General features: G+C 68.9%; 17 protein-coding genes. 11 read left to right on the top strand and 6 right to left on the bottom strand.

Annotated features, from left to right (window positions below; all coding sequences use genetic code 11):
- Positions 1-15: 15 nt before the first annotated feature.
- Together A5773_RS21640 and A5773_RS21635 are read left to right on the top strand one after the other, a co-directional pair.
- Complete coding sequence (locus tag A5773_RS21640) at positions 16-591, top strand: DUF4389 domain-containing protein (protein ID WP_066945984.1); 576 nt, start codon at positions 16-18, stop codon at positions 589-591.
- A complete protein-coding gene (locus A5773_RS21635) occupies positions 578-1204 on the top strand; it encodes a class I SAM-dependent methyltransferase (RefSeq protein WP_066945799.1) in 627 nt (208 codons plus the stop codon). The genes A5773_RS21640 and A5773_RS21635 overlap by 14 nt, the downstream gene beginning before the upstream one ends.
- Here A5773_RS21635 and A5773_RS21630 read toward each other — a convergent pair.
- Together A5773_RS21630 and A5773_RS21625 are read right to left on the bottom strand one after the other, a co-directional pair.
- A complete protein-coding gene (locus A5773_RS21630; protein WP_232001928.1) occupies positions 1191-3590 on the bottom strand; it encodes an ABC transporter permease in 2400 nt (799 codons plus the stop codon). The two genes, A5773_RS21635 and A5773_RS21630, sit on opposite strands and share 14 nt — an antisense overlap.
- A gap of 89 nt (positions 3591-3679) precedes the next feature.
- Positions 3680-4375 carry an ABC transporter ATP-binding protein gene (locus A5773_RS21625; RefSeq protein ID WP_066945793.1) on the bottom strand — a complete coding sequence of 232 codons (696 nt, stop codon included), beginning with the start codon at positions 4373-4375 and terminating at the stop codon, positions 3680-3682.
- 78 nt (positions 4376-4453) lie between these two features.
- Here A5773_RS21625 and A5773_RS21620 point away from each other — a divergent pair, with 78 nt between their 5' ends.
- Genes A5773_RS21620 through A5773_RS21600 form a run of 5 tightly spaced genes read left to right on the top strand, consistent with a single transcriptional unit; the run spans position 4454 to position 9434 of the window.
- Positions 4454-6196 carry a thiamine pyrophosphate-binding protein gene (locus A5773_RS21620; RefSeq protein ID WP_067792514.1) on the top strand — a complete coding sequence of 581 codons (1743 nt, stop codon included), beginning with the start codon at positions 4454-4456 and terminating at the stop codon, positions 6194-6196.
- A complete protein-coding gene (locus A5773_RS21615; protein WP_066945789.1) occupies positions 6177-6824 on the top strand; it encodes a hypothetical protein in 648 nt (215 codons plus the stop codon). The genes A5773_RS21620 and A5773_RS21615 overlap by 20 nt, the downstream gene beginning before the upstream one ends.
- A gap of 4 nt (positions 6825-6828) precedes the next feature.
- A complete protein-coding gene (locus A5773_RS21610; protein WP_066945786.1) occupies positions 6829-7848 on the top strand; it encodes a 3-oxoacyl-ACP synthase III family protein in 1020 nt (339 codons plus the stop codon).
- Complete coding sequence (locus A5773_RS21605; protein WP_067263527.1) at positions 7848-8915, top strand: histidinol-phosphate transaminase; 1068 nt, start codon at positions 7848-7850, stop codon at positions 8913-8915. The genes A5773_RS21610 and A5773_RS21605 overlap by 1 nt, the downstream gene beginning before the upstream one ends.
- Positions 8916-8921: 6 nt before the next feature.
- Positions 8922-9434, top strand: coding sequence for a MarR family transcriptional regulator (locus tag A5773_RS21600; RefSeq protein ID WP_066945783.1), 513 nt, complete (start codon positions 8922-8924; stop codon positions 9432-9434).
- Between the two features lie 98 nt (positions 9435-9532).
- Here A5773_RS21600 and mmsB read toward each other — a convergent pair whose 3' ends face one another.
- From mmsB to A5773_RS21580, 4 genes are all read right to left on the bottom strand, one after another.
- Positions 9533-10417, bottom strand: a complete 885-nt coding sequence (gene mmsB / locus A5773_RS21595; RefSeq protein WP_066945778.1) for a 3-hydroxyisobutyrate dehydrogenase — start codon at positions 10415-10417, stop codon at positions 9533-9535.
- Positions 10418-10428: 11 nt separating this feature from the next.
- Positions 10429-11589: an isobutyryl-CoA dehydrogenase gene (locus tag A5773_RS21590; protein WP_066945775.1), complete on the bottom strand. Its 1161-nt coding sequence runs from the start codon at positions 11587-11589 to the stop codon at positions 10429-10431.
- A 6-nt stretch (positions 11590-11595) separates the two neighbouring features.
- On the bottom strand, positions 11596-13116 hold the full coding sequence (locus A5773_RS21585; RefSeq protein ID WP_066945772.1) for a CoA-acylating methylmalonate-semialdehyde dehydrogenase: 1521 nt from the start codon (positions 13114-13116) through the stop codon (positions 11596-11598).
- 84 nt (positions 13117-13200) lie between these two features.
- Positions 13201-14079 carry an SDR family oxidoreductase gene (locus A5773_RS21580; RefSeq protein ID WP_066945769.1) on the bottom strand — a complete coding sequence of 293 codons (879 nt, stop codon included), beginning with the start codon at positions 14077-14079 and terminating at the stop codon, positions 13201-13203.
- An 84-nt stretch (positions 14080-14163) separates the two neighbouring features.
- Between A5773_RS21580 and A5773_RS21575 the strand changes: the two genes are divergently transcribed.
- Genes A5773_RS21575 through A5773_RS21560 form a run of 4 tightly spaced genes read left to right on the top strand, consistent with a single transcriptional unit; the run spans position 14164 to position 17464 of the window.
- A complete protein-coding gene (locus tag A5773_RS21575; protein WP_067792512.1) occupies positions 14164-14736 on the top strand; it encodes a TetR/AcrR family transcriptional regulator in 573 nt (190 codons plus the stop codon).
- A 20-nt stretch (positions 14737-14756) separates the two neighbouring features.
- Positions 14757-16172, top strand: a complete 1416-nt coding sequence (locus A5773_RS21570; protein ID WP_067792457.1) for an NAD(P)-binding protein — start codon at positions 14757-14759, stop codon at positions 16170-16172.
- A 45-nt stretch (positions 16173-16217) separates the two neighbouring features.
- Positions 16218-16766, top strand: a complete 549-nt coding sequence (locus A5773_RS21565; protein ID WP_066945763.1) for an RNA polymerase sigma factor — start codon at positions 16218-16220, stop codon at positions 16764-16766.
- Positions 16763-17464: a Rieske (2Fe-2S) protein gene (locus tag A5773_RS21560; RefSeq protein WP_067792454.1), complete on the top strand. Its 702-nt coding sequence runs from the start codon at positions 16763-16765 to the stop codon at positions 17462-17464. The genes A5773_RS21565 and A5773_RS21560 overlap by 4 nt, the downstream gene beginning before the upstream one ends.
- The last annotated feature ends 20 nt before the right edge of the window (positions 17465-17484 follow it).

The following is a 17484-nucleotide window of genomic DNA, read 5'->3' as shown; positions in this document are numbered from 1 at the left end:
GACGAATTCATCAGGGTGCGAGGTGAACTCGATGCGCCCTCACGCTGGCTCTGGCTGGTGAAGTGGTGCGTGCTGGCGTTCCCGCACTACCCGATCTTGATCGGGCTCTACCTACTATATCCGCTGTCGACCGTCGTGGCCGGCGTCGCCATCCTGTTCACCGGGCGGTATCCGCGGCCCATCTTCGACTTCAACGTCGGCGTGCTGCGCTGGTCGTGGCGCGTGATGAATTTCCGGTTCCCGATGAACAGCACGGACAGGTACCCGCCTTTCACGCTCGCGTCGCGGCCCGACTATCCCGGTGATCTGCAGGTCGACTACCCGGAGCGGCTGAGGAACTGGGCCGTGCTGGTGAAGTGGCTGTTGGCCATCCCTCAGGTGCTGCTCTGCTGGTCGATGGAGCCGCTCCTACAGGTGTTGTGCGTGATCGCCGCGGTGTCGTTGTTGTGCACGGGGACCACCCCCGCGGGCATGTTCGATCTTCTGCTGGGCATCGTCCGATGGCGATATCGGGTGGCCGTGTACGTGTCCCTTATGCGTGACGAATACCCGCCGTTCCGAATGGATTTGGGTATCAGTGACGCGCCGTAATCCCTACTTCCCGTACGTGTACAGATTCGGCCAGCCGGTCTTCGACCGGCTCTTTTATCACCGCTATCGCCGCGAGGCGCTCAGCCACGCGACGGGCCGGCTGCTGATGCTGGGCTTGGGTCCGGGCACTGACTTGAGGTTCCTGCCCGCCGCGGTGACGTCGGTCGCGGCCGTGGAGCCGGAGGCGCCGTTCCGGCGGATGGCTTCGCGGCTTGCCCGTCGCCACGGCGTCGCCGTCGACATCGTCGAGGGAACCGGCGAATCGATTCCCTTCCCGGACAACGCCTTCGACTCGGTACACATCGGGCTGGTGCTCTGCTCGGTCGACGACGTGGCCGCCACGCTCGGCGAGATCCGGCGCGTGCTCGCACCCGGGGGCAGGCTGGTGGTCCTCGAGCATGTGCGCGGGGACGGCGCGACCGGGCGGCTCCAGGACCTGGTCGCCAAACCGTGGTCGTGGTTGGCCGCCGGTTGTGAGCCGAACCGACGAACCCTGGAATCCATCGCCGCCGCCGGGTTCGACACGACGGCGCTGCGCACCATCCCGCGCACCCCGGTGCCGTTCCCGTGCAAACCCCATTTGCAGGGGTTCGCCATCCTCACTCCACGCTGACGGCCTCGATGATGTTCAGCCGCGCGGCCCGCCGGGCGGGTGGCAGCGAGCCGAGCAGGCAGATCGCCAGCGCGCCTGCGGTGAAGGCCAGGGACATCGGCCTCAGGCCGAAGCCGACCTGAAAATTCATGATCTCCCCGCTGATGAGGCTGAACAGCCACTGGTCGGTCAGGCCGAACAGCAGCCCCAAAACGCCGCCGACTAAACCGATCCCGGCCGCCTCGGCCAGCACCATCCGCAGGGTGAACCGGCGGCTGGACCCCATGGCCCGCAGCACGCCGATCTCGCGGCGGCGTTCCAGCACCGACAACGTCAGGGTGTTGAGCAGCGCGACGGCGGCCACGGCCACGACGATGACCCACACGGCGTTGGCGATGAACATGCTCTGATGCAGCGGGGCTTCCAGCCCCGCCAGTGCGGCGCGGCCGTCGTACACATGGTTGGGTTCGGGCACCACCCGGCGCACCTCGGTCAACAGGCGTTGCCGGTCTACCCCCGGGGCCGCGGTGATCTGCAGGGTCGTCGCCGCCGGGCGATCGAACCACGCCCGCATGTGCCCGAGATCGATTCCTACCGTTCCGATCACGGTCGAGAAGAAGGGCACCAGGGCGAGCACCGGTGTCTGCCGCGGGCCGTGTGGCGTCTGCAGCTGCAGCCGGTCGCCGGCGCGGACGTGCAGAGTGGCGCCCAGATTCTGCGTGAGGACCACGCCGCGGCCGGCCAGAACGTCGGCGCGCACGCGTTCGTCGACCGCGCGGAACAGCGAATCGTGGCTCCCGTCGGAGAAGCCGTCGAGCAGGACGCGGGTGCCGCCGACGACGGCGAACCCGAGCGCGCCCTCGGTCACCCGCGCCACCCCGGGCACCGCGGCCACCTTTTCCGAAAGGCCTTGCGGCAGCGCGTCGGTGGGATAGCTGTCGGGAGGGTTCGCACTCACCCACACGTCGACGGCGGCGGCGGGAGCGAACATGGCGCGGGCCGAGCGGATCATGTCGGCGTTGGTGCCGGTGATCACCACGGTGGTGACGACCCCGATGAGCACGGTCATCACGGTGGCCCACACCCGCCGCGGCGCGCGTTCGATGGTGGCCGCCGCGAGCGCCCCGAACGGCCCGAAGACGCGGGCCACCGCGGCTGTGACCTTGACGATCGGTGCGGTGAGCGCGAAGCCGAGTGCGATCTCGGCGCTCAGCAGAGCGGCCATCGCGGCGAACGCGAAGGTGCCGTGTTGGCCGAGGACCACCCAGATGGACACCGCGAACACCGCGAGGGCGCCAACCCCGACAACGACCCGCAGCCATCGGGGCACGACGTCCGCCGCCGACGCACCGACCGGCGCCAGCGCCTCGATCGGCGCGACCTTGTACACCTGGCGTGCGGCCATCACCGACGCGACCACGCAGGTGAGCGCCGTGGCCGCGAGGGCCAGCGGGATGGCATAGCCGGGCAGCCAGTACTGGACTCGGGCCTCGAGCCCCTGGGTCATCGCGGGAGGCAGGCGGCCAATTGCCATGCGGCCGGCCAGGATTCCGATGCCCGCTCCGATGGCACCGCCGAGGAGCCCGAGGACAGCCGCCTCCCCGATCATGTCGCCGACGATGGTGACGCGTCGGCCACCGATCGCGCGCAGCATGGAGATGACGGGCCGGCGCTGGGTGATCGCCATGGTCATCGTGGTGTAGATCAGAAACGCGCCGACCACCAACGCGACCGCCGCGCCCAGCAGGGCCATGTAGTTCATCAGCTTGACGCCGTCGCCGGCCCGGGCTGACCGCAGGCTCGGGGCGGCGACGATGGCGCGGCCGTGCACCGCGGCGGTGACCGCGGCGCGGACGGTGTCCGCGTCGGCGCCCGGTCTGGTGGTGATCAGGATCGAGTCGAGCTGTCCGGGGCGGTCGGTGACGTTCTGCGCCAACGCCAGTGGGGCCAGGACGTAGTGCCCGCCGTTGAGGTCCGCGAACTGCTTGTCCGCGAGCACCTCGCTCACCGTGACCGAACCCGAGCCCAGTTGCAGCGACTGTCCTTTCGCATATCCCATCCGCGGCCCCACCTGGACGCCGTTGGGTGTCGAGGACAGCACCTGCACCGGTCGTGCGACCGCGTCCTTCAGTGCGCCGCCCAGTGCGGCGGCGCTCGCGTCGGTGCCGAGCAGCAACACCGGCCCCGTCGCGGTGGATGCGGAGGTCCGGATCATCGGCGCCGCGGTGGCGACGCCCGGTACCGCGGCGACGTCGGCCAGTATCGTTTCGGGGAACCCGGCGTCGGTGATGCCCGATACCTCGAGCGCGGCCACGCCGGCGATCCCGTCGGCCAGCCGGTTGACCGATCCGGTGATCGAGCCGAAGATGCCGAATATCGCGACCAGATACGTTGCGGAAACGGCCATTACGGCGATCGACGCTAGCGTGCGACGGCGATGCACTGCGAGCTCACGCAGGCTGAACACGCGCAGTCGGCTGGCCGCCGCCGTGATTTTCACGCAGGGACCGCCGGCATGTCCGAACCGACCCGACCGTCCTGCAGGGTGATCACCCGATCGGTCGCCGCGGCGGCCTCAGCGTTGTGGGTCACCATCACCACCAGCCGGCGGTGGCCGTCTTCGTGTGCCACCTCGGCAAGCAGCTGCAGGATCGCGGCGCCGGTCGCGGAGTCGAGGTTGCCGGTGGGCTCGTCGGCGAGGATGAGCGGCGGGTCCATCATCAACGCGCGCGCCACCGCGACGCGCTGCATCTGGCCGCCGGACAGTTCCGCCGGCCGGTGCTCGGTCCGGTTGCCGAGCCCGACGCGGTCCAGCAATCGAATCGCATCAGGTTTGGCCCTGCCCAGCCGGACACCGTCGAGCAGTTTGGGTACCGCGACGTTCTCCCACGCCGACAAGGTCGGCAACAGGTTGAAGAACTGGAAGATGAAACCCACCCGGTGATGGCGGAACTCCGATTGCTGCTCGTCGCCCAGGCGGCCGATCTCCTCGCCGTCGAACGTGATCGAGCCGGAATCGGGAGAGTCGAGCGCGCCGAGCAGGTGAAGCAGCGTGCTCTTACCCGCACCGGAGGGTCCGACCACCGACACGAACTGACCGCCCCCGAGGCGCAGGCTGATCCCGTCGAGCGCCCGGACCGTTTGACCGCCGACCCGATACTCGCGCACCACGTCGCGCAGTTCGATGGTCATCTAGGCACCACGAATGCCGGCGGCACGTGGTTCACCGGCGGGGTGAACCGATCAAGTGCCGGGCTCGTGTCTGAAGACATGTTCGGCAAGCACCGGGTGGTCGATCACATCGTCGGGCAACTCGCGTCGCTCGGGATGGACCACGTCTTCGGTGTCGACGGCGCCAACATCGAGGATCTGTACGACGCCGCGCACTTCCGGCCGGAGGTCACCGCCGTCCTGGCCAAGCACGAGTTCTCGGCGGCCACCATGGCCGACGGATACAGCCGCAGCGGCGCCGGACTGGGCGTGGTGGCGGCGACGTCCGGTGGGGGAGCGCTGAACCTCGTCGCCGGCCTGGGCGAGTCGTTCGCGAGCCGGGTTCCGGTGCTGGCCCTGGTTGGCCAGCCCGCGACCACGATGGACGGCCGGGGCAGCTTCCAGGACACCAGCGGCCGCAATGGATCGCTGGATGCCCGGGCACTGTTCTCGGCGGTGTCGGTGTTTTGCGAGCGGCTGGTTTCGCCGGCGGACATCGTCTCGGCATTGCCCAGGGCGATCTGCGCTGCGCGTGCCGGTGGCCCGGCGGTGTTGTTGCTGCCCAAGGATATTCAGCAGGCATTCATCGCCGTCGACGGCGGCCCCGAGCATTTCGGTTTCAGCGCGTCGATCGGCAGCCCGCATCTCATCGCCCGGGAACTGCGCCAGACGACCGGTCAGGTCACGATCATCGCCGGCGAGCAGGTGGCCCGCGACGACGCCCGGGCCGAGCTCGAGGACTTGCGTGCGCTGCTGCGCGCGCGGGTGGCCACCGTCCCCGACGCCAAAGACGTCGCCGGCACACCGGGTTTCGGATCGTCGTCGGCGCTCGGCGTGACCGGCGTCATGGGCCACCCGAGCGTGGCCGAAACGCTTGCCGCGAGCGCCCTGTGCCTCATCGTTGGCACCCGGCTCACGGTAACCGCGCGCGGCGGCCTGGACGACGCGCTGGCGGCGGTGCGAACCGTATCGATCGGGTCGGCGCGGCCTTATTTGCACTGCACGCACGTGCACACCGACGACCTGCGTGGCTCGTTGCGCCTGCTGACCCAGGCGCTGCGCGGTCACGGACGTCCGAACGGCGTGCGGGTGCCCGACCAGGTGCGGCGCACCGAACTGACGCCCAAGGACTGCGACGGGCCGGGGGTGCGGTACCGCGAGGCCATGGCGGTGCTGGACCGTGCCCTGCCCGACGGGGCCGACATCGTCGTCGACGCCGGCAACACCGGCGCGGCCGCGATCCACTACCTGCCGGCGCGGCGCGGCGGCAGGTTCGTCGCCGCGCTCGGGATGGGCGGCATGGGCTACAGCTTCGGGGCCGGGATCGGGATGGCGTTCGGACGGGCGAACGGCGGCCGGCCGGGCGGTCGCACCGTGGTGATCGCCGGGGACGGCGCCTTTTTCATGCACGGGCTGGAGGTGCACACCGCAGTGCAGTACCGGCTTCCCGTGACCTTCGTGTTGTTCAACAACAACGCCCACGCGATGTGCGTGACCCGTGAGCAGCTGTTCTACGGGGACCGCTACAGCTACAACCGCTTCCGGCCCAGCGCGCTGGGAACCGGTCTGGCGGCGATGTTTCCCGGGCTGACATCGGTCGATGTCAGCGACCCCGCCCAACTTGCCGCGGCGCTTCGGGTGGCGCTGGAAATCGAGGGCCCGGCGGTGGTCAGCGTCGAATGCAACGCCGACGAAATCCCGCCGTTCGCTCCATTTCTCACCGCGCTCTCAGGCAGTGCGGCTGTCACAGAACAGGTTCCGACCGTGAAGGAGAACCAGGCCGATGTCGCTGCCAGCGCTTGAGGATATCCCCACTCCCATCGACGGGGTGGTCCGAATCGAAACCAGCCCGCGGGAGAAGGCAACCCCGATCATCATGGACATGATGCGGTCGGTCTACCCGCACGATGAGGTCTTCGGGGAGTACTGCACGGTCAACGATTACGTTGCGTGCCCGCCCGATGAGTTGTACGAGTACCTGGCCGACACCCGCAGCCTCGAGGAGTGGACGTACAGCCTGCGCGGTTTCACGCCGACCGACGAACCCGGCCTGTGGCTGGCCTACGATCGGCTCGGCTCGGAGACCGAGATCTATACCCGGACCATCGCCAACGCGGCGGCGCGGACCGTCGACTACCACTGCGCGTGGGATCAGGGCAAACACCTGTGGATGGTCTATCTGATGCGCGTCGTCGACGCACAGGTGGTCCTGGACAAGCCGGGATCGGTTGTGCTGTGGACGAACTGCCACCACCCGTTCTATGACAACAACCCGTACCCGGAGGCGGCGCCGACGCAGCGGCCGGTGTGGGTGGGCGACTTCTGGGACATGTTCGGCGCCGGCCACGCGCTGGAGCTGCAGAACCTCAAGGCGATCGCCGAATACCGGCACCGCAACGGCCTGCCGGTGACGCCGAAATGGATGAGGTAGCAACATGAGCCAACCGAACGTCAGCCTGATCGACGTCTCCACCTATCTGCCCGGCGAACCGATCGGCGCCGACTACTACGCGCAATTCGCCGAGTCCGACGACCTGCGCGAGCACGTGATGTTCCGCGCCCCGAAGTTTCGCCACCACGTCGGGCCTGACGAGAGTTCGATCGACATGATCGAGTGCGCCGCGCAGGGCCTGATCGAGCGGCACGGCCACGACGTGGTCGAGGGCGCCGACGTGCTCATCACCCACACCCAGGTGCCCGACATGGCCTTCTACGGGCAAGGCGGCGGCATCGCGCACCGCCTGGGCATGCGACCGTCCTGGGTGCTCGACCTCAACAATGGCGGCTGCGCGGCGTTCGTGTTGGCGCTCAACGTGGCTCGCAAACTGCTGTCCTCCGGCAACGGGCACACCGCGCTGATCGCCATCGCCCAAAACGCGGCCGGACAGTTCTTCGATCAGCCGACCATCCGCCGCAAGGCGCAGTCCGCGGTGCCCGGGGACGGTGCGGCCGTGGGTCTGGTCACGCTCAGCGACCAATCACCCATCCTCGACGTCGAGTGCCGCACCTACGGTGAATACGCCGGCGAGATGACGCTGTCCTACGACCCGCCCCGCAAGTGGTGGCAGGCCGGGGCCGGCGAGGGCAGCATCGGCTTCACCGAGAGCAAGATCACCAAGGTGCTGGCCCGCGGCAACCGGCAGGTCCCCGAGGTGGCGCTGGCGGTGTGCGACCGAATAGGCCTGCGCGCCAAGGACATCGATCTGCTCGTCACCAACCAGCCGAACCGGGTTTTCCTGCGCAACTGGCGCGAGGCGCTCGAGTTGCCGCCCGAACGCCATCGAGACACCTTTGACGAGTGTGGCAACCTGTTCGGCGCCGGGATTCCGATCAACCTGGATCGCGCGATCTCCGATGGGCAGGCCGAGGCCGGGGATGTCGTCATGATGGCCGCCTTCGCGCACGCCGGCGACTTCGCCGGTGCGGCTGCGGTGCGCTGGGGTGGGCGAGGGTGATGCAGCCCGCCCCGAGCCCGTTGGCCGGCGACGGCTTCGATGCGTTGCCCGACGCGGTGGATCCGTTTGCGTTGTCGCTCAACGAGAATCCCTTCCCGCCGCTGTCGGCGGTCCGGTCGGCGTTGATGCGGTCCGTCCACGCCGTGAACCGCTACCCCGAGTTCCTGCCCGAGCGGCTGCGCGGTGTGATCGCCGACCACATCGGGGTGCCGGCCGACCGGGTGGTGCCGGGCGCCGGCGCGACGGGTGTCGTGCTGCTGGCCCTGCAGGCGCTGACCGCTCCGGGCGACACGGTGGCGATGGCGACGCCCACCTTCGACGGTTACCCGATCCTCACGCGGATGGCGCGGCTTAAGACACGGACAGTTCCCCTGGATGCGCATGGTCACCACGACCTCGACGGGTTGGCCCGCGCCGCCGCCGATGCCCGGGTGGTCGTCCTGTGCCGGCCGCACAACCCCACCGGAACGCTGGAATCCGCTGCCGCCGTTTCGGCGTTCCTGCGCCGCGTGCCGCGTGACACAGTCGTCCTGCTCGACGAGGCGTACATCGAGTTCACCGCGCCCGAGCACCGCATCGCCGTGTCGGCATTGGTCTCTCGCTTCCCCAATGTGGTGGTGGTGCGGACCTTCTCCAAGGCGTACGGGCTGGCGGGGCTGCGGATCGGTTATGGGGTGGCCTCGAAGGAGCTGGCCTCAAAACTGTGGTCCCATCAGCTGCCGTTCGGCGCCCCGATCACCAGTCTGGTCGCGGTAGCCGCGTCGTACGCAGCGGAAGACCAACTGCTGCAGCGGGTCCGGTTGATCAACGCCGAACGCTGTTATCTGCGGATGCGCCTCAGCGCGCTGGGGATCTACACGACGGACGCGCACGCAAACTTCATGTACCTGCCCGCCAAAAAGGATGGGCGGGGTGCGCGGTGGCATGAGGTCTTTGCCGATGACGGGCTACGGGTGCGGTGCTACCCGGACGGCGGCGCGCGGATCACCGTGGGCAATCGTGCCTCGACACTGGCGGTGCTCTCGGCGCTGGGGAAAGCCCACGCCCGCGCGCCAAGTGCGGTATGAAGGGGCGTGGCTGCCTCACGACCGCCGAAGCGTGATCCGATCGCCGCGGCGCGCGACAACTGGGAGCGCTCCGGTTGGAGCGACGTGGCCCAGGGCATGGTCGCGGTGACGTCGGTGATGCGGGCGCACCAGATCCTGCTGGCCCGCGTCGAGACGGCATTGCGTCCCTACGACCTGAGTTTCTCCCGGTATGAGTTGCTGCGCCTGCTGGCGTTCAGCCGGACCGGCGCGCTGCCGATCACCAAGGCGTCCGACCGGTTGCAGGTCCACGTCACCAGCGTGACGCACGCGATTCGCCGGCTGGAAGCCGACGGGCTGGTGCAACGGGTACCGCACCCCACCGATGGGCGCACCACTCTGGTGCAGATCACCGACCTGGGCCGCTCGACGGTCGAGGACGCCACGGTAACGCTCAACGAGCAAGTGTTCGCCGATATCGGCATGTCCGAAACCGAAGCGCGGGCGCTGGTTTCATCGATCGAGACGCTGCGCCGCGACGCGGGCGACTTCGCGGATTGAACGAGAAGAAGGCCATCCTTCGCCGAACGTGCACTGAGTGCGATTTTTCCCGCGCTATTTCGCAGTGAGTACACGCTCGGCGCGCCGCTGTGCCCGATCTAGCTGTCGCGCAGCAATTCGATCACTGCGCTGAAGTCCTTGTCGGCGTGGTCGGCCGCGAATTTGGCGTAGATCTCGGCGGCGTGCCTGCCCAGCGGCGCCGCGGACCCGGTCGAGGTCACCGCGTCCATGGCGAGGCCGAGGTCCTTGTTCATCAGTGCGGTCGCGAAACCCGGCTTGAAGTCGTTGTTGGCCGGCGATGTCGGCACCGGTCCCGGCACCGGGCAGTTGGTGTGCACGGCCCAGCAGTTGCCGGTCGCGCCGGTGATGACGTCGAAGAGGGACTGCGCCGAAAGCCCGAGCTTCTCGGCCAGCACGAACGCCTCACCGACGGCGATCTGCTGCACCGCCAGCACCATGTTGTTGCACACCTTGGCCGCCTGGCCGGCCCCGGCCGCGCCGCAGTGAATCACCTTGCCCGCCATGGGTTCCAGCACGGGCCGGGCGCGCTCCAGGGCGGCCTCGTCACCGCCGACCATGAACGCCAGCGTCCCGGCGACGGCGCCCTTCACCCCGCCGGAGACGGGCGCATCCAGCTGCGCAACCCCCTGCGACTCCGCGAGCGCGTGCACCTCGCGGGCGTCGTTGACCGAGATCGTGGAGCTGTCGATGAACAGTGCGCCCGACCGGGCGGCCGGCAGCACATCGGCGTAGCAACGCTTGACCAGGTCGCCGTTGGGCAACATGGTGATCACGACGTCGGCCCCCGTCACCGCGTCGGCCGCGCTGTCGAACGTCGTGACCCCGTTGCCTGCCGCCGCGGCGATGGCGGCGGGCACGGGGTCGAACCCGCGCACCGCATGCTTGGCGGCAACAAGGTTCGCCGACATCGGCCCGCCCATATTGCCCAGACCCAGGAAAGCCACCGTCAGGTGCTCGGTCATCGCCGACCTTTCTACGCGCTCGCCCGCACGCGCGCGGCCTCGGCCCTGCCGATGACCACCCGCATGATTTCGTTGGTCCCTTCCAGGATTCGATGCACCCGCAGATCGCGGACGATCTTTTCCAGACCATACTCACGCAGATACCCGTAGCCGCCGTGCAGCTGCAGGGCCTTGTCGGCCACCTCGAAGCAGGCGTCGGTGACGTAGCGCTTGGCCATCGCGCACAGCTCGACCTTGTCGGGGTCGTCGTTGTCCAACGCATCCGCGGCCCGCCACAACATCATTCGCGACGTTTCCAGCCCGATGGCCATGTCGGCCAGGGTGAACCGGATGGTGGGCTCGTCGAGCAGTGCCTTGCCGAACGCCTGCCGGTCGCGGACGTAGGCGCCCGCCTTGTCGAAGGCGGACTGGGCGCCGCCCAGCGAGCACGCCGCGATGTTGAGCCGACCGCCGTTGAGGCCGTTCATCGCGATGCCGAATCCGGCGCCTTCGCCCTCTGGGCCGCCCAGCATGGCCTCGGCGGGTACCCGCACGCCCTCCAGGATCACCTGTGCGGTGGGCTGGGCATGCCAGCCCATCTTCTCTTCCAGCGCCCCGAAACTGAGCCCGGGAGCGCCCTTTTCGACGATGAAGGCCGAGATTCCGCGCGGACCCTCACCGCCGGTCCGAGCCATCACCACGTAGACGTCCGAGGCCCCGGCGCCGGAGATGAACTGCTTGACGCCGTCGAGCACGTAGTCGCCACCCTGGCGGATGGCTCGGGTGCTCAGGGCGCTGGCGTCCGAGCCCGCGCCCGGCTCGGTGAGGCAGTAGCTGGCGATGACGTCCATCGCGGCCAGCCGAGGCACCCATTCCTTGCGCTGTTCGGGGGTGCCGAACTTGTCGATCATCCACGCGCACATGTTGTGGATGGACAGGAACGCCGCGATCGTCGGGCACGCGATGGCCAACTGCTCGAAGATCCGGACCCCGTCGAGCCGGCGCAGGCCGCTGCCGCCGACGTCCTCGCGGCAGTAGATCGCGGCCATGCCGAGCTCGGCGGACTCCCGCAACACGTCCGTCGGAAAGTGTTTGGCGGCATCCCATTCCAGGGTGTGCGGGGCCAGGCGTTTGGCGGCGAACGCGGCCGCCGTCTCGGTGATGACCCGCTCGTCGTCGTTCAGGGTGAACATAGGGCCCTAATCCATTGTGGGGATGACGAATTCGGCGCCATCCTTGATGCCGGACGGCCACCGCGACGTCACCGTCTTCGTCTTCGTGTAGAAGATGATGGACGAAGGGCCATGCTGGTTGAGGTCGCCGAAACCGGAGCGCTTCCAACCGCCAAAGGTGTGGTAGGCAACCGGAACCGGGATCGGCACGTTCACGCCGACCATGCCCACCTGCACCCGGGAGACGAAGTCACGGGCCGCGTCGCCGTCGCGGGTGAAGACCGCCACACCGTTGCCGTACTCGTGCTCCGAAGGCAACCGCAGCGCCTCTTCGTAGTCGTGGGCGCGCACGATGCACAGCACCGGCCCGAAGATCTCGTCGGTGTAGATCGACATGTCGGCAGTGACGTGGTCGAACAGCGTTGGGCCGATGAAGAATCCGCCCTCGAGGCTGGCGTCGTCGAATGTCAGGTCGTCGCTGGCGCGCTCCCGGCCGTCGATCACCAATTCGGCGCCCGCCTCGACGCCCTGGCCGATGTAGTCGCGCACCCGCGCCAGCGCGGCTTCGGTGACCAGCGGGCCGTAGTCGGCCTTCGGGTCCAGGCTGTGCCCGACGCGCAGGTTGTTGATCCGGTCGACGAGCCTGGCGCGCAACCGCTCCGCGGTCCGCTCGCCGACGGGCACCGCGACGCTGATTGCCATGCACCGTTCGCCCGCGCTGCCGTACCCGGCCCCGATCAGCGCGTCGACGGCCTGGTCCAGGTCGGCATCGGGCATCACGATCATGTGGTTCTTGGCGCCGCCGAAGCACTGCGACCGCTTGCCGGTGGCCGCGGCCGTGGCGTAGATGTACTGGGCGATGTCGGAGCTGCCGACGAAACCCACCGCCTGTATGTCGGGGTGGTGCAGGATGGCGTCGACGGCCTCCTTGTCGCCGTGCACGACCTGGAACACACCGGGCGGCAGGCCCGCTTCCAGGAAGAGTTCGGCCAGTCGCACCGGAACCGACGGGTCGCGCTCGCTGGGCTTGAGCACGAAGGCGTTGCCGCATGCGAGGGCCGGCCCGGCCTTCCACAGCGGGATCATGGCCGGGAAGTTGAACGGGGTGATGCCGGCGACCACCCCCAGCGGCTGGCGCAGCGAGTAGACGTCGATGCCCGGACCGGCGCCTTCGCTGTACTCGCCCTTGAGCAGGTGGGGGATGCCGATGGCGAACTCGATGACCTCGATGCCGCGCTGGACGTCGCCGCGCGCGTCGGCCAGCGTCTTGCCGTGCTCGAGGGACAGCAGCTCGGCGAGCTCGTCCATGTGGTCGTTGACCAGTTCGACGAATCGCATCAGCACGCGCGCGCGCCGCTGCGGATTCCACGCCGCCCAACCCTTCTGCGCCTCGACGGCCGAGGCCACCGCGGCGTCGATTTCGGCCTTGCCGGCCATCGGCACCTGCGCCTGCACCTCGCCGGTGCTCGGGTTGAAGACGTCGGCGGTGCGGGTGGACTGGCCGGCGGTGCGCTCCCCATCGATGAAGTGGGGGATTTGTGTGGTCATGGTGTCCTCGAGTTGTACGCGCGTGAGAGGCGGATACTTGGATATCCTAGTAACCGCGGACGGGCGCCGCAAGGACACCGGTTTTCACGCCGGATAGCCGCCGGCCGCCAGGTCTTCGAGCAGGCTCGGATGGGTGGGTCGCCAACCGAATCGCCGGCGGGTCAACTCGCTCGAAGCCGGTTGGTCCGCCTCGAAGACGGCACCGAGGAAGCCGAAATGGTCGGCCGGGACCGGCGCCGGGGGCACGTTGAGTTCGCGCCCGATGGTCTCGGCGAGCGCGCGCATCGGATCCCCCTCATCGGCAACCGCGTGCGCCACCGTGCCTGCGGTGGCCTCCTCGAGAACCAAACGGAACAGCCGCGCGGCGTCGAGGACGTGCACGGCCGGCCAGCGCTGGCTGCCGTCGCCGACATAGCCCGACACCCCGGTGCGTCGAGCGGTCTCGATGAGCAGGGATGCGAACCCGCACGGGCCGGCCGCCCGGTGCACGGACCGGGGGAGGCGGACCACCGAAGACCGGACCCCCTTGTCGGCCAGGTCCAGGGCGGCCCGGGCGTTTCGGCCGCGTCCGCGGATGGGTCCGTCGGTCGGCATCGGGTCCTCCTCGGTGGACGCACGGCCGGGCACCACCGGTGTCCCCGAGGCCATGACGAACGGCTTGCCGGTTCCCTCGAGGGCGGCGCCGAACGCCTCGACCGCACCGGACTCCTGGGTGACCGCCTTGGCGAAGTCGTCGAAGTGCAGGAAGGCGAGGTGAATAACGGCATCGGCCTCCGCGGCGCCCCGGCGCAGGCTGTCCGTGTCGTCGAGGTCGCCGCGCAGCACGTCGGCTCCCATGGACTGGGCGGCCTGTGCCGACGCGTCGGAGCGCGCCAGCGCGAGGACCTGGTGGCCTGCGCCGGTCAGCTCGGGCACGACGGCCGAGCCGATGCCGCCGGTGCCACCCGTGACGAAAACCCGCATGAGCAACTCCTCCGAGTGATGGGACTGATGTCTCATCACGCTAGCAGAGTGATGGGACAAAAGTCCCATCGCTACGATGACGGCATGCCCCGATGGGAACCGGATGCGCGAGCACGGCTGGTCGTCGCCGCGCTGCAACTGTTTTCCGAGCAGGGCTACGACCGGACCACCGTCGCCGAGATCGCCGATCAGGCCGGCCTGACCAGGAGCACCTTTTTCCGGTATTTCCCTGATAAGCGGGAGGTCCTGGCGGCCGGTCAGGAGACGCTGGCGCAACTCCTGACGGACGGCATCGCCTCGGCGCCCGCGGGGGCGAGCCCACTCGCCGCGGTGGCCGCCGGGCTGGAGCGGGCTGCCGGGCCGATGACGCCGTTCAATCGCGAGCTCGGCCCCCGGGTACAAGCGGTCATCGCCACCAGCACCGAGTTGCAGGAGCGCGACGCGCTCAAACAGGTCGGCCTGGCCGCGGCGATGGCGGACGCGCTGCGCGCACGGGGGGTTCCGGGCCGGCCCGCGGCCCTGGCCGCCGAGCTGGGGGTGCTCGCGTTCAAGGAGGCCTACGCCGAATGGGTTGCCGCAGAGAATGAGCTAGACCTTGCCGAACTGGCTCGCAAAGCCCTGGATGACCTCCGCGCCGCGGCGGTCGACCTCGGCTGAGCAGGCTAGCCTTCAGGCGTATGCGCACCATCGAGGCCGATTACCTGGTGGTCGGCGCGGGCGCCATGGGCATGGCGTTCGTCGACACGCTGGTGTCCGAGACGGACGCCCGCGTGGTGTTGGTGGACCGCAACCACCAGCCGGGCGGGCACTGGAACATGGCCTACCCATTCGTGCGGCTGCACCAGCCCTCGGCGTTCTACGGCGTCAATTCGCTGCGCCTCGGCAGCGACTCCATCGACGAATTCGGTTGGAATCAAGGGCTTTACGAGTTGGCCACCGCGGGGGAGGTGTGCGCCTATTACGACCATGTGATGCGCCGGCAGCTGTTGGCGAGTGGCCGGGTCTCCTACTTCCCGATGAGCGAATACCGCGGTGACGGCCGCTTCACCACGCTCGCCGGCGCCGACCACACCGTCACCGTCGCGCGCCGCATCGTCGACGCCACCTACATGCACGTCACGGTGCCCGCCATGCGGCCGGCGCCCTACGCCGTCGCGCCCGGCATCACCTGCGTGCCGCCCAACGACCTGCCGAAACTGGGAGCGCACGAGCGTTACGTGATCGTCGGCGCGGGCAAGACCGGCATCGACACCTGCCTGTGGCTGCTCGGGCAGGGCATCGCGCCGGACCGGCTGACCTGGATCATGCCCCGTGACTCCTGGCTGCTGGATCGCGCGACGATGCAGCCGGGACCGCTGTTCGCCGAGAAGATCAAAGCCGGCTTCATCGCGCAGCTGCGCGCGATCAACGATGCCGCGTCGGTTGATGATTTGTTCTCCCGCCTCGAGGAGGCCGGCAGCGTGTTGCGGATCGATCCGGCGATCCGGCCGACGATGTATCGCTGCGCGACCGTCACCCGGGCCGAACTCGAACAGCTGCGACGCATCGGCGATGTAGTGCGCAAGGGGCACCTGCTGCGCGTCGACGCGGACCGAATGATCCTCGAGGACGGCGCGGTGGCGCGCGAAGGTGACGCCCTGTTTATCGACTGCACCGCCGACGGTGCCGAAAAGCGCCCGGCAACACCCATTTTCGACGCCGGCCGGATCACGCTGCAAAGCGTGCGCGGATGCCAGCAGATTTTCAGCGCCGCGCTGATCGCCCACGTCGAAGCCGCGTATGCCGACGACCGGCTGAAGAACGGGCTGTGCGTGCCGTTGCCCCACCCGGACACCGATCTGGACTGGTTGCGGTTGGCGCTGGCGGATTACAGCAATCAGCTGCGCTGGCTCGATGATCCGGACCTGACCGCGTGGCTGTCCGCGGCGCGCCTGGACCTGTTCGGCCATCTGGTCGGTCATCTGCTGCCGCCGGCTTCGGCGAAGCCCCGCGTGCGCGACCGGCTGCTGAGCATGGCCAAATCGGTGTTCTCGGCGACCGCCACCAAACTCGACGAGCTGCTCAGTGAACAAACCTCGCTTGCGGCACCGTGATAACCGGTGTAACCCGGCTCGATATTCATCGGGTAGAGGAGGCACGTGGCGGCACAAAGCGAACCCGTCAAACGGCCGCTGCGGGCGGTGCCCGACAGCGGCTTTGACGATGGCTATCCGGACTGGGAAGCGGTATACCAGGACAACGCGTCCTGGGTCTACCGCACGCTGTTCGCCCGGGTCGGCAACCGGGCCGACGCCGAGGACCTCACCGCCGAGGTCTTCCTCGCCGCGCTGCGGCCGCTGCGGCTGACCGCGAGCGTCGGCGAGGTGCGCGCCTACCTGCGGGTCACCGCGCGAACGGTGCTGGCCGCGCATTGGCGGGAGACCCTGGGCCGGGAGATAACCTCGATCGACGACATCGAACAACCACCGGAAAGCGAGGAAGCGATCAGCACCGCGCCGCAGCGTGTCGCCCGGGTTCTGGACAACCTGCCGGACCGCTATCGGCATATCCTGGAATTACGCTTCCTGCAAGGGCATTCGATCAAGGATTCCGCCGCGGAACTCGGGGTCAGCGTCGCCAACGCCAAGGTGCTCCAGCATCGCGCGCTGCGGTTGGCGGCGCAGGTCAACGATGGGGGCTCACCATGAACGCGCGAGGGCTGCGCCGATACGTCGACGACCTGTTGCGGGGCCGGCGGCCCAGGCCGTTCGCCCCCGACGACTTCGAGGCGGCACAGCTGCGCACGGCGATCGAATTGCGCGCGGCCGGGCGCCGGGGCGAGGCCCCGCGCCCGGAATTCCTCGACGAGCTGCATGATCGCCTCGCCGAGCAGATGTCCGACGCGGGACCCCAACCGGCGCAGAAGCACAGCAGCACCCGCCGCCAGGTCATCGTCGGCACGTCGGCAGCGGCGGCCGCCGCGGTCACCGCGGTGTCCATCGACCGAGCCGTTGTTGTCGGCCACCCCGGCGGGGTTCCCGCCGCCGACAACGCGCCGCTCACGCCCAACGCCGGGACATGGCAGCGGGTGGCGGCCAGTTCGCAGGTACCCGACGGGATCATGCATCCGTTCGACCTGGGTTCGGTGAGCGGATTCGTCCGCCGAGTCGACGGTAAGCCGCAGGCCGTCTCCGGGGTATGCACTCACCAGGGGTGCCGGCTGTGGTTCGACGCGCCCGACGACACGCTGCGCTGCCCCTGCCACTCGACGTCGTTCTCGCCCGCCGGACAGGTGCTCACCCACCAACTGCCGATCGCCCCGAAGCCGTTGCCGGCGTTGCTGGTTCGTGAGATCGACGGCGTCATCGAGGTGTTCGCGCCGGCGCGTCCCGACCAGCCCGCCTGATTGGTGTAACCCGCCGCCCT

This window comes from Mycobacterium sp. 852014-52450_SCH5900713 (assembly GCF_001667075.1).
Classification (GTDB): Bacteria; Actinomycetota; Actinomycetes; order Mycobacteriales; family Mycobacteriaceae; genus Mycobacterium.
The sequence above is the reverse complement of the archived record's forward strand: the minus strand, read 5'-3'. Positions and strand labels throughout refer to the sequence as shown.

Excerpts from the sequence above, each read along its gene's own strand:
- A5773_RS21620 (WP_067792514.1), top strand. The coding sequence starts at position 4,454 with ATGTTCGGCAAGCACCGGGTGGTCGATCACATCGTCGGGCAACTCGCG.
- A5773_RS21590 (WP_066945775.1), bottom strand. The coding sequence starts at position 11,589 with ATGTTCACCCTGAACGACGACGAGCGGGTCATCACCGAGACGGCGGCC.
- A5773_RS21575 (WP_067792512.1), top strand. The coding sequence starts at position 14,164 with ATGCCCCGATGGGAACCGGATGCGCGAGCACGGCTGGTCGTCGCCGCG.
- mmsB (WP_066945778.1), bottom strand. The coding sequence starts at position 10,417 with ATGACCGAGCACCTGACGGTGGCTTTCCTGGGTCTGGGCAATATGGGC.
- A5773_RS21625 (WP_066945793.1), bottom strand. The coding sequence starts at position 4,375 with ATGACCATCGAACTGCGCGACGTGGTGCGCGAGTATCGGGTCGGCGGT.
- A5773_RS21615 (WP_066945789.1), top strand. The coding sequence starts at position 6,177 with ATGTCGCTGCCAGCGCTTGAGGATATCCCCACTCCCATCGACGGGGTG.
- A5773_RS21605 (WP_067263527.1), top strand. The coding sequence starts at position 7,848 with ATGCAGCCCGCCCCGAGCCCGTTGGCCGGCGACGGCTTCGATGCGTTG.
- A5773_RS21630 (WP_232001928.1), bottom strand. The coding sequence starts at position 3,590 with ATGGCCGTTTCCGCAACGTATCTGGTCGCGATATTCGGCATCTTCGGC.
- A5773_RS21580 (WP_066945769.1), bottom strand. The coding sequence starts at position 14,079 with ATGCGGGTTTTCGTCACGGGTGGCACCGGCGGCATCGGCTCGGCCGTC.
- A5773_RS21610 (WP_066945786.1), top strand. The coding sequence starts at position 6,829 with ATGAGCCAACCGAACGTCAGCCTGATCGACGTCTCCACCTATCTGCCC.
- A5773_RS21570 (WP_067792457.1), top strand. The coding sequence starts at position 14,757 with ATGCGCACCATCGAGGCCGATTACCTGGTGGTCGGCGCGGGCGCCATG.
- A5773_RS21585 (WP_066945772.1), bottom strand. The coding sequence starts at position 13,116 with ATGACCACACAAATCCCCCACTTCATCGATGGGGAGCGCACCGCCGGC.
- A5773_RS21560 (WP_067792454.1), top strand. The coding sequence starts at position 16,763 with ATGAACGCGCGAGGGCTGCGCCGATACGTCGACGACCTGTTGCGGGGC.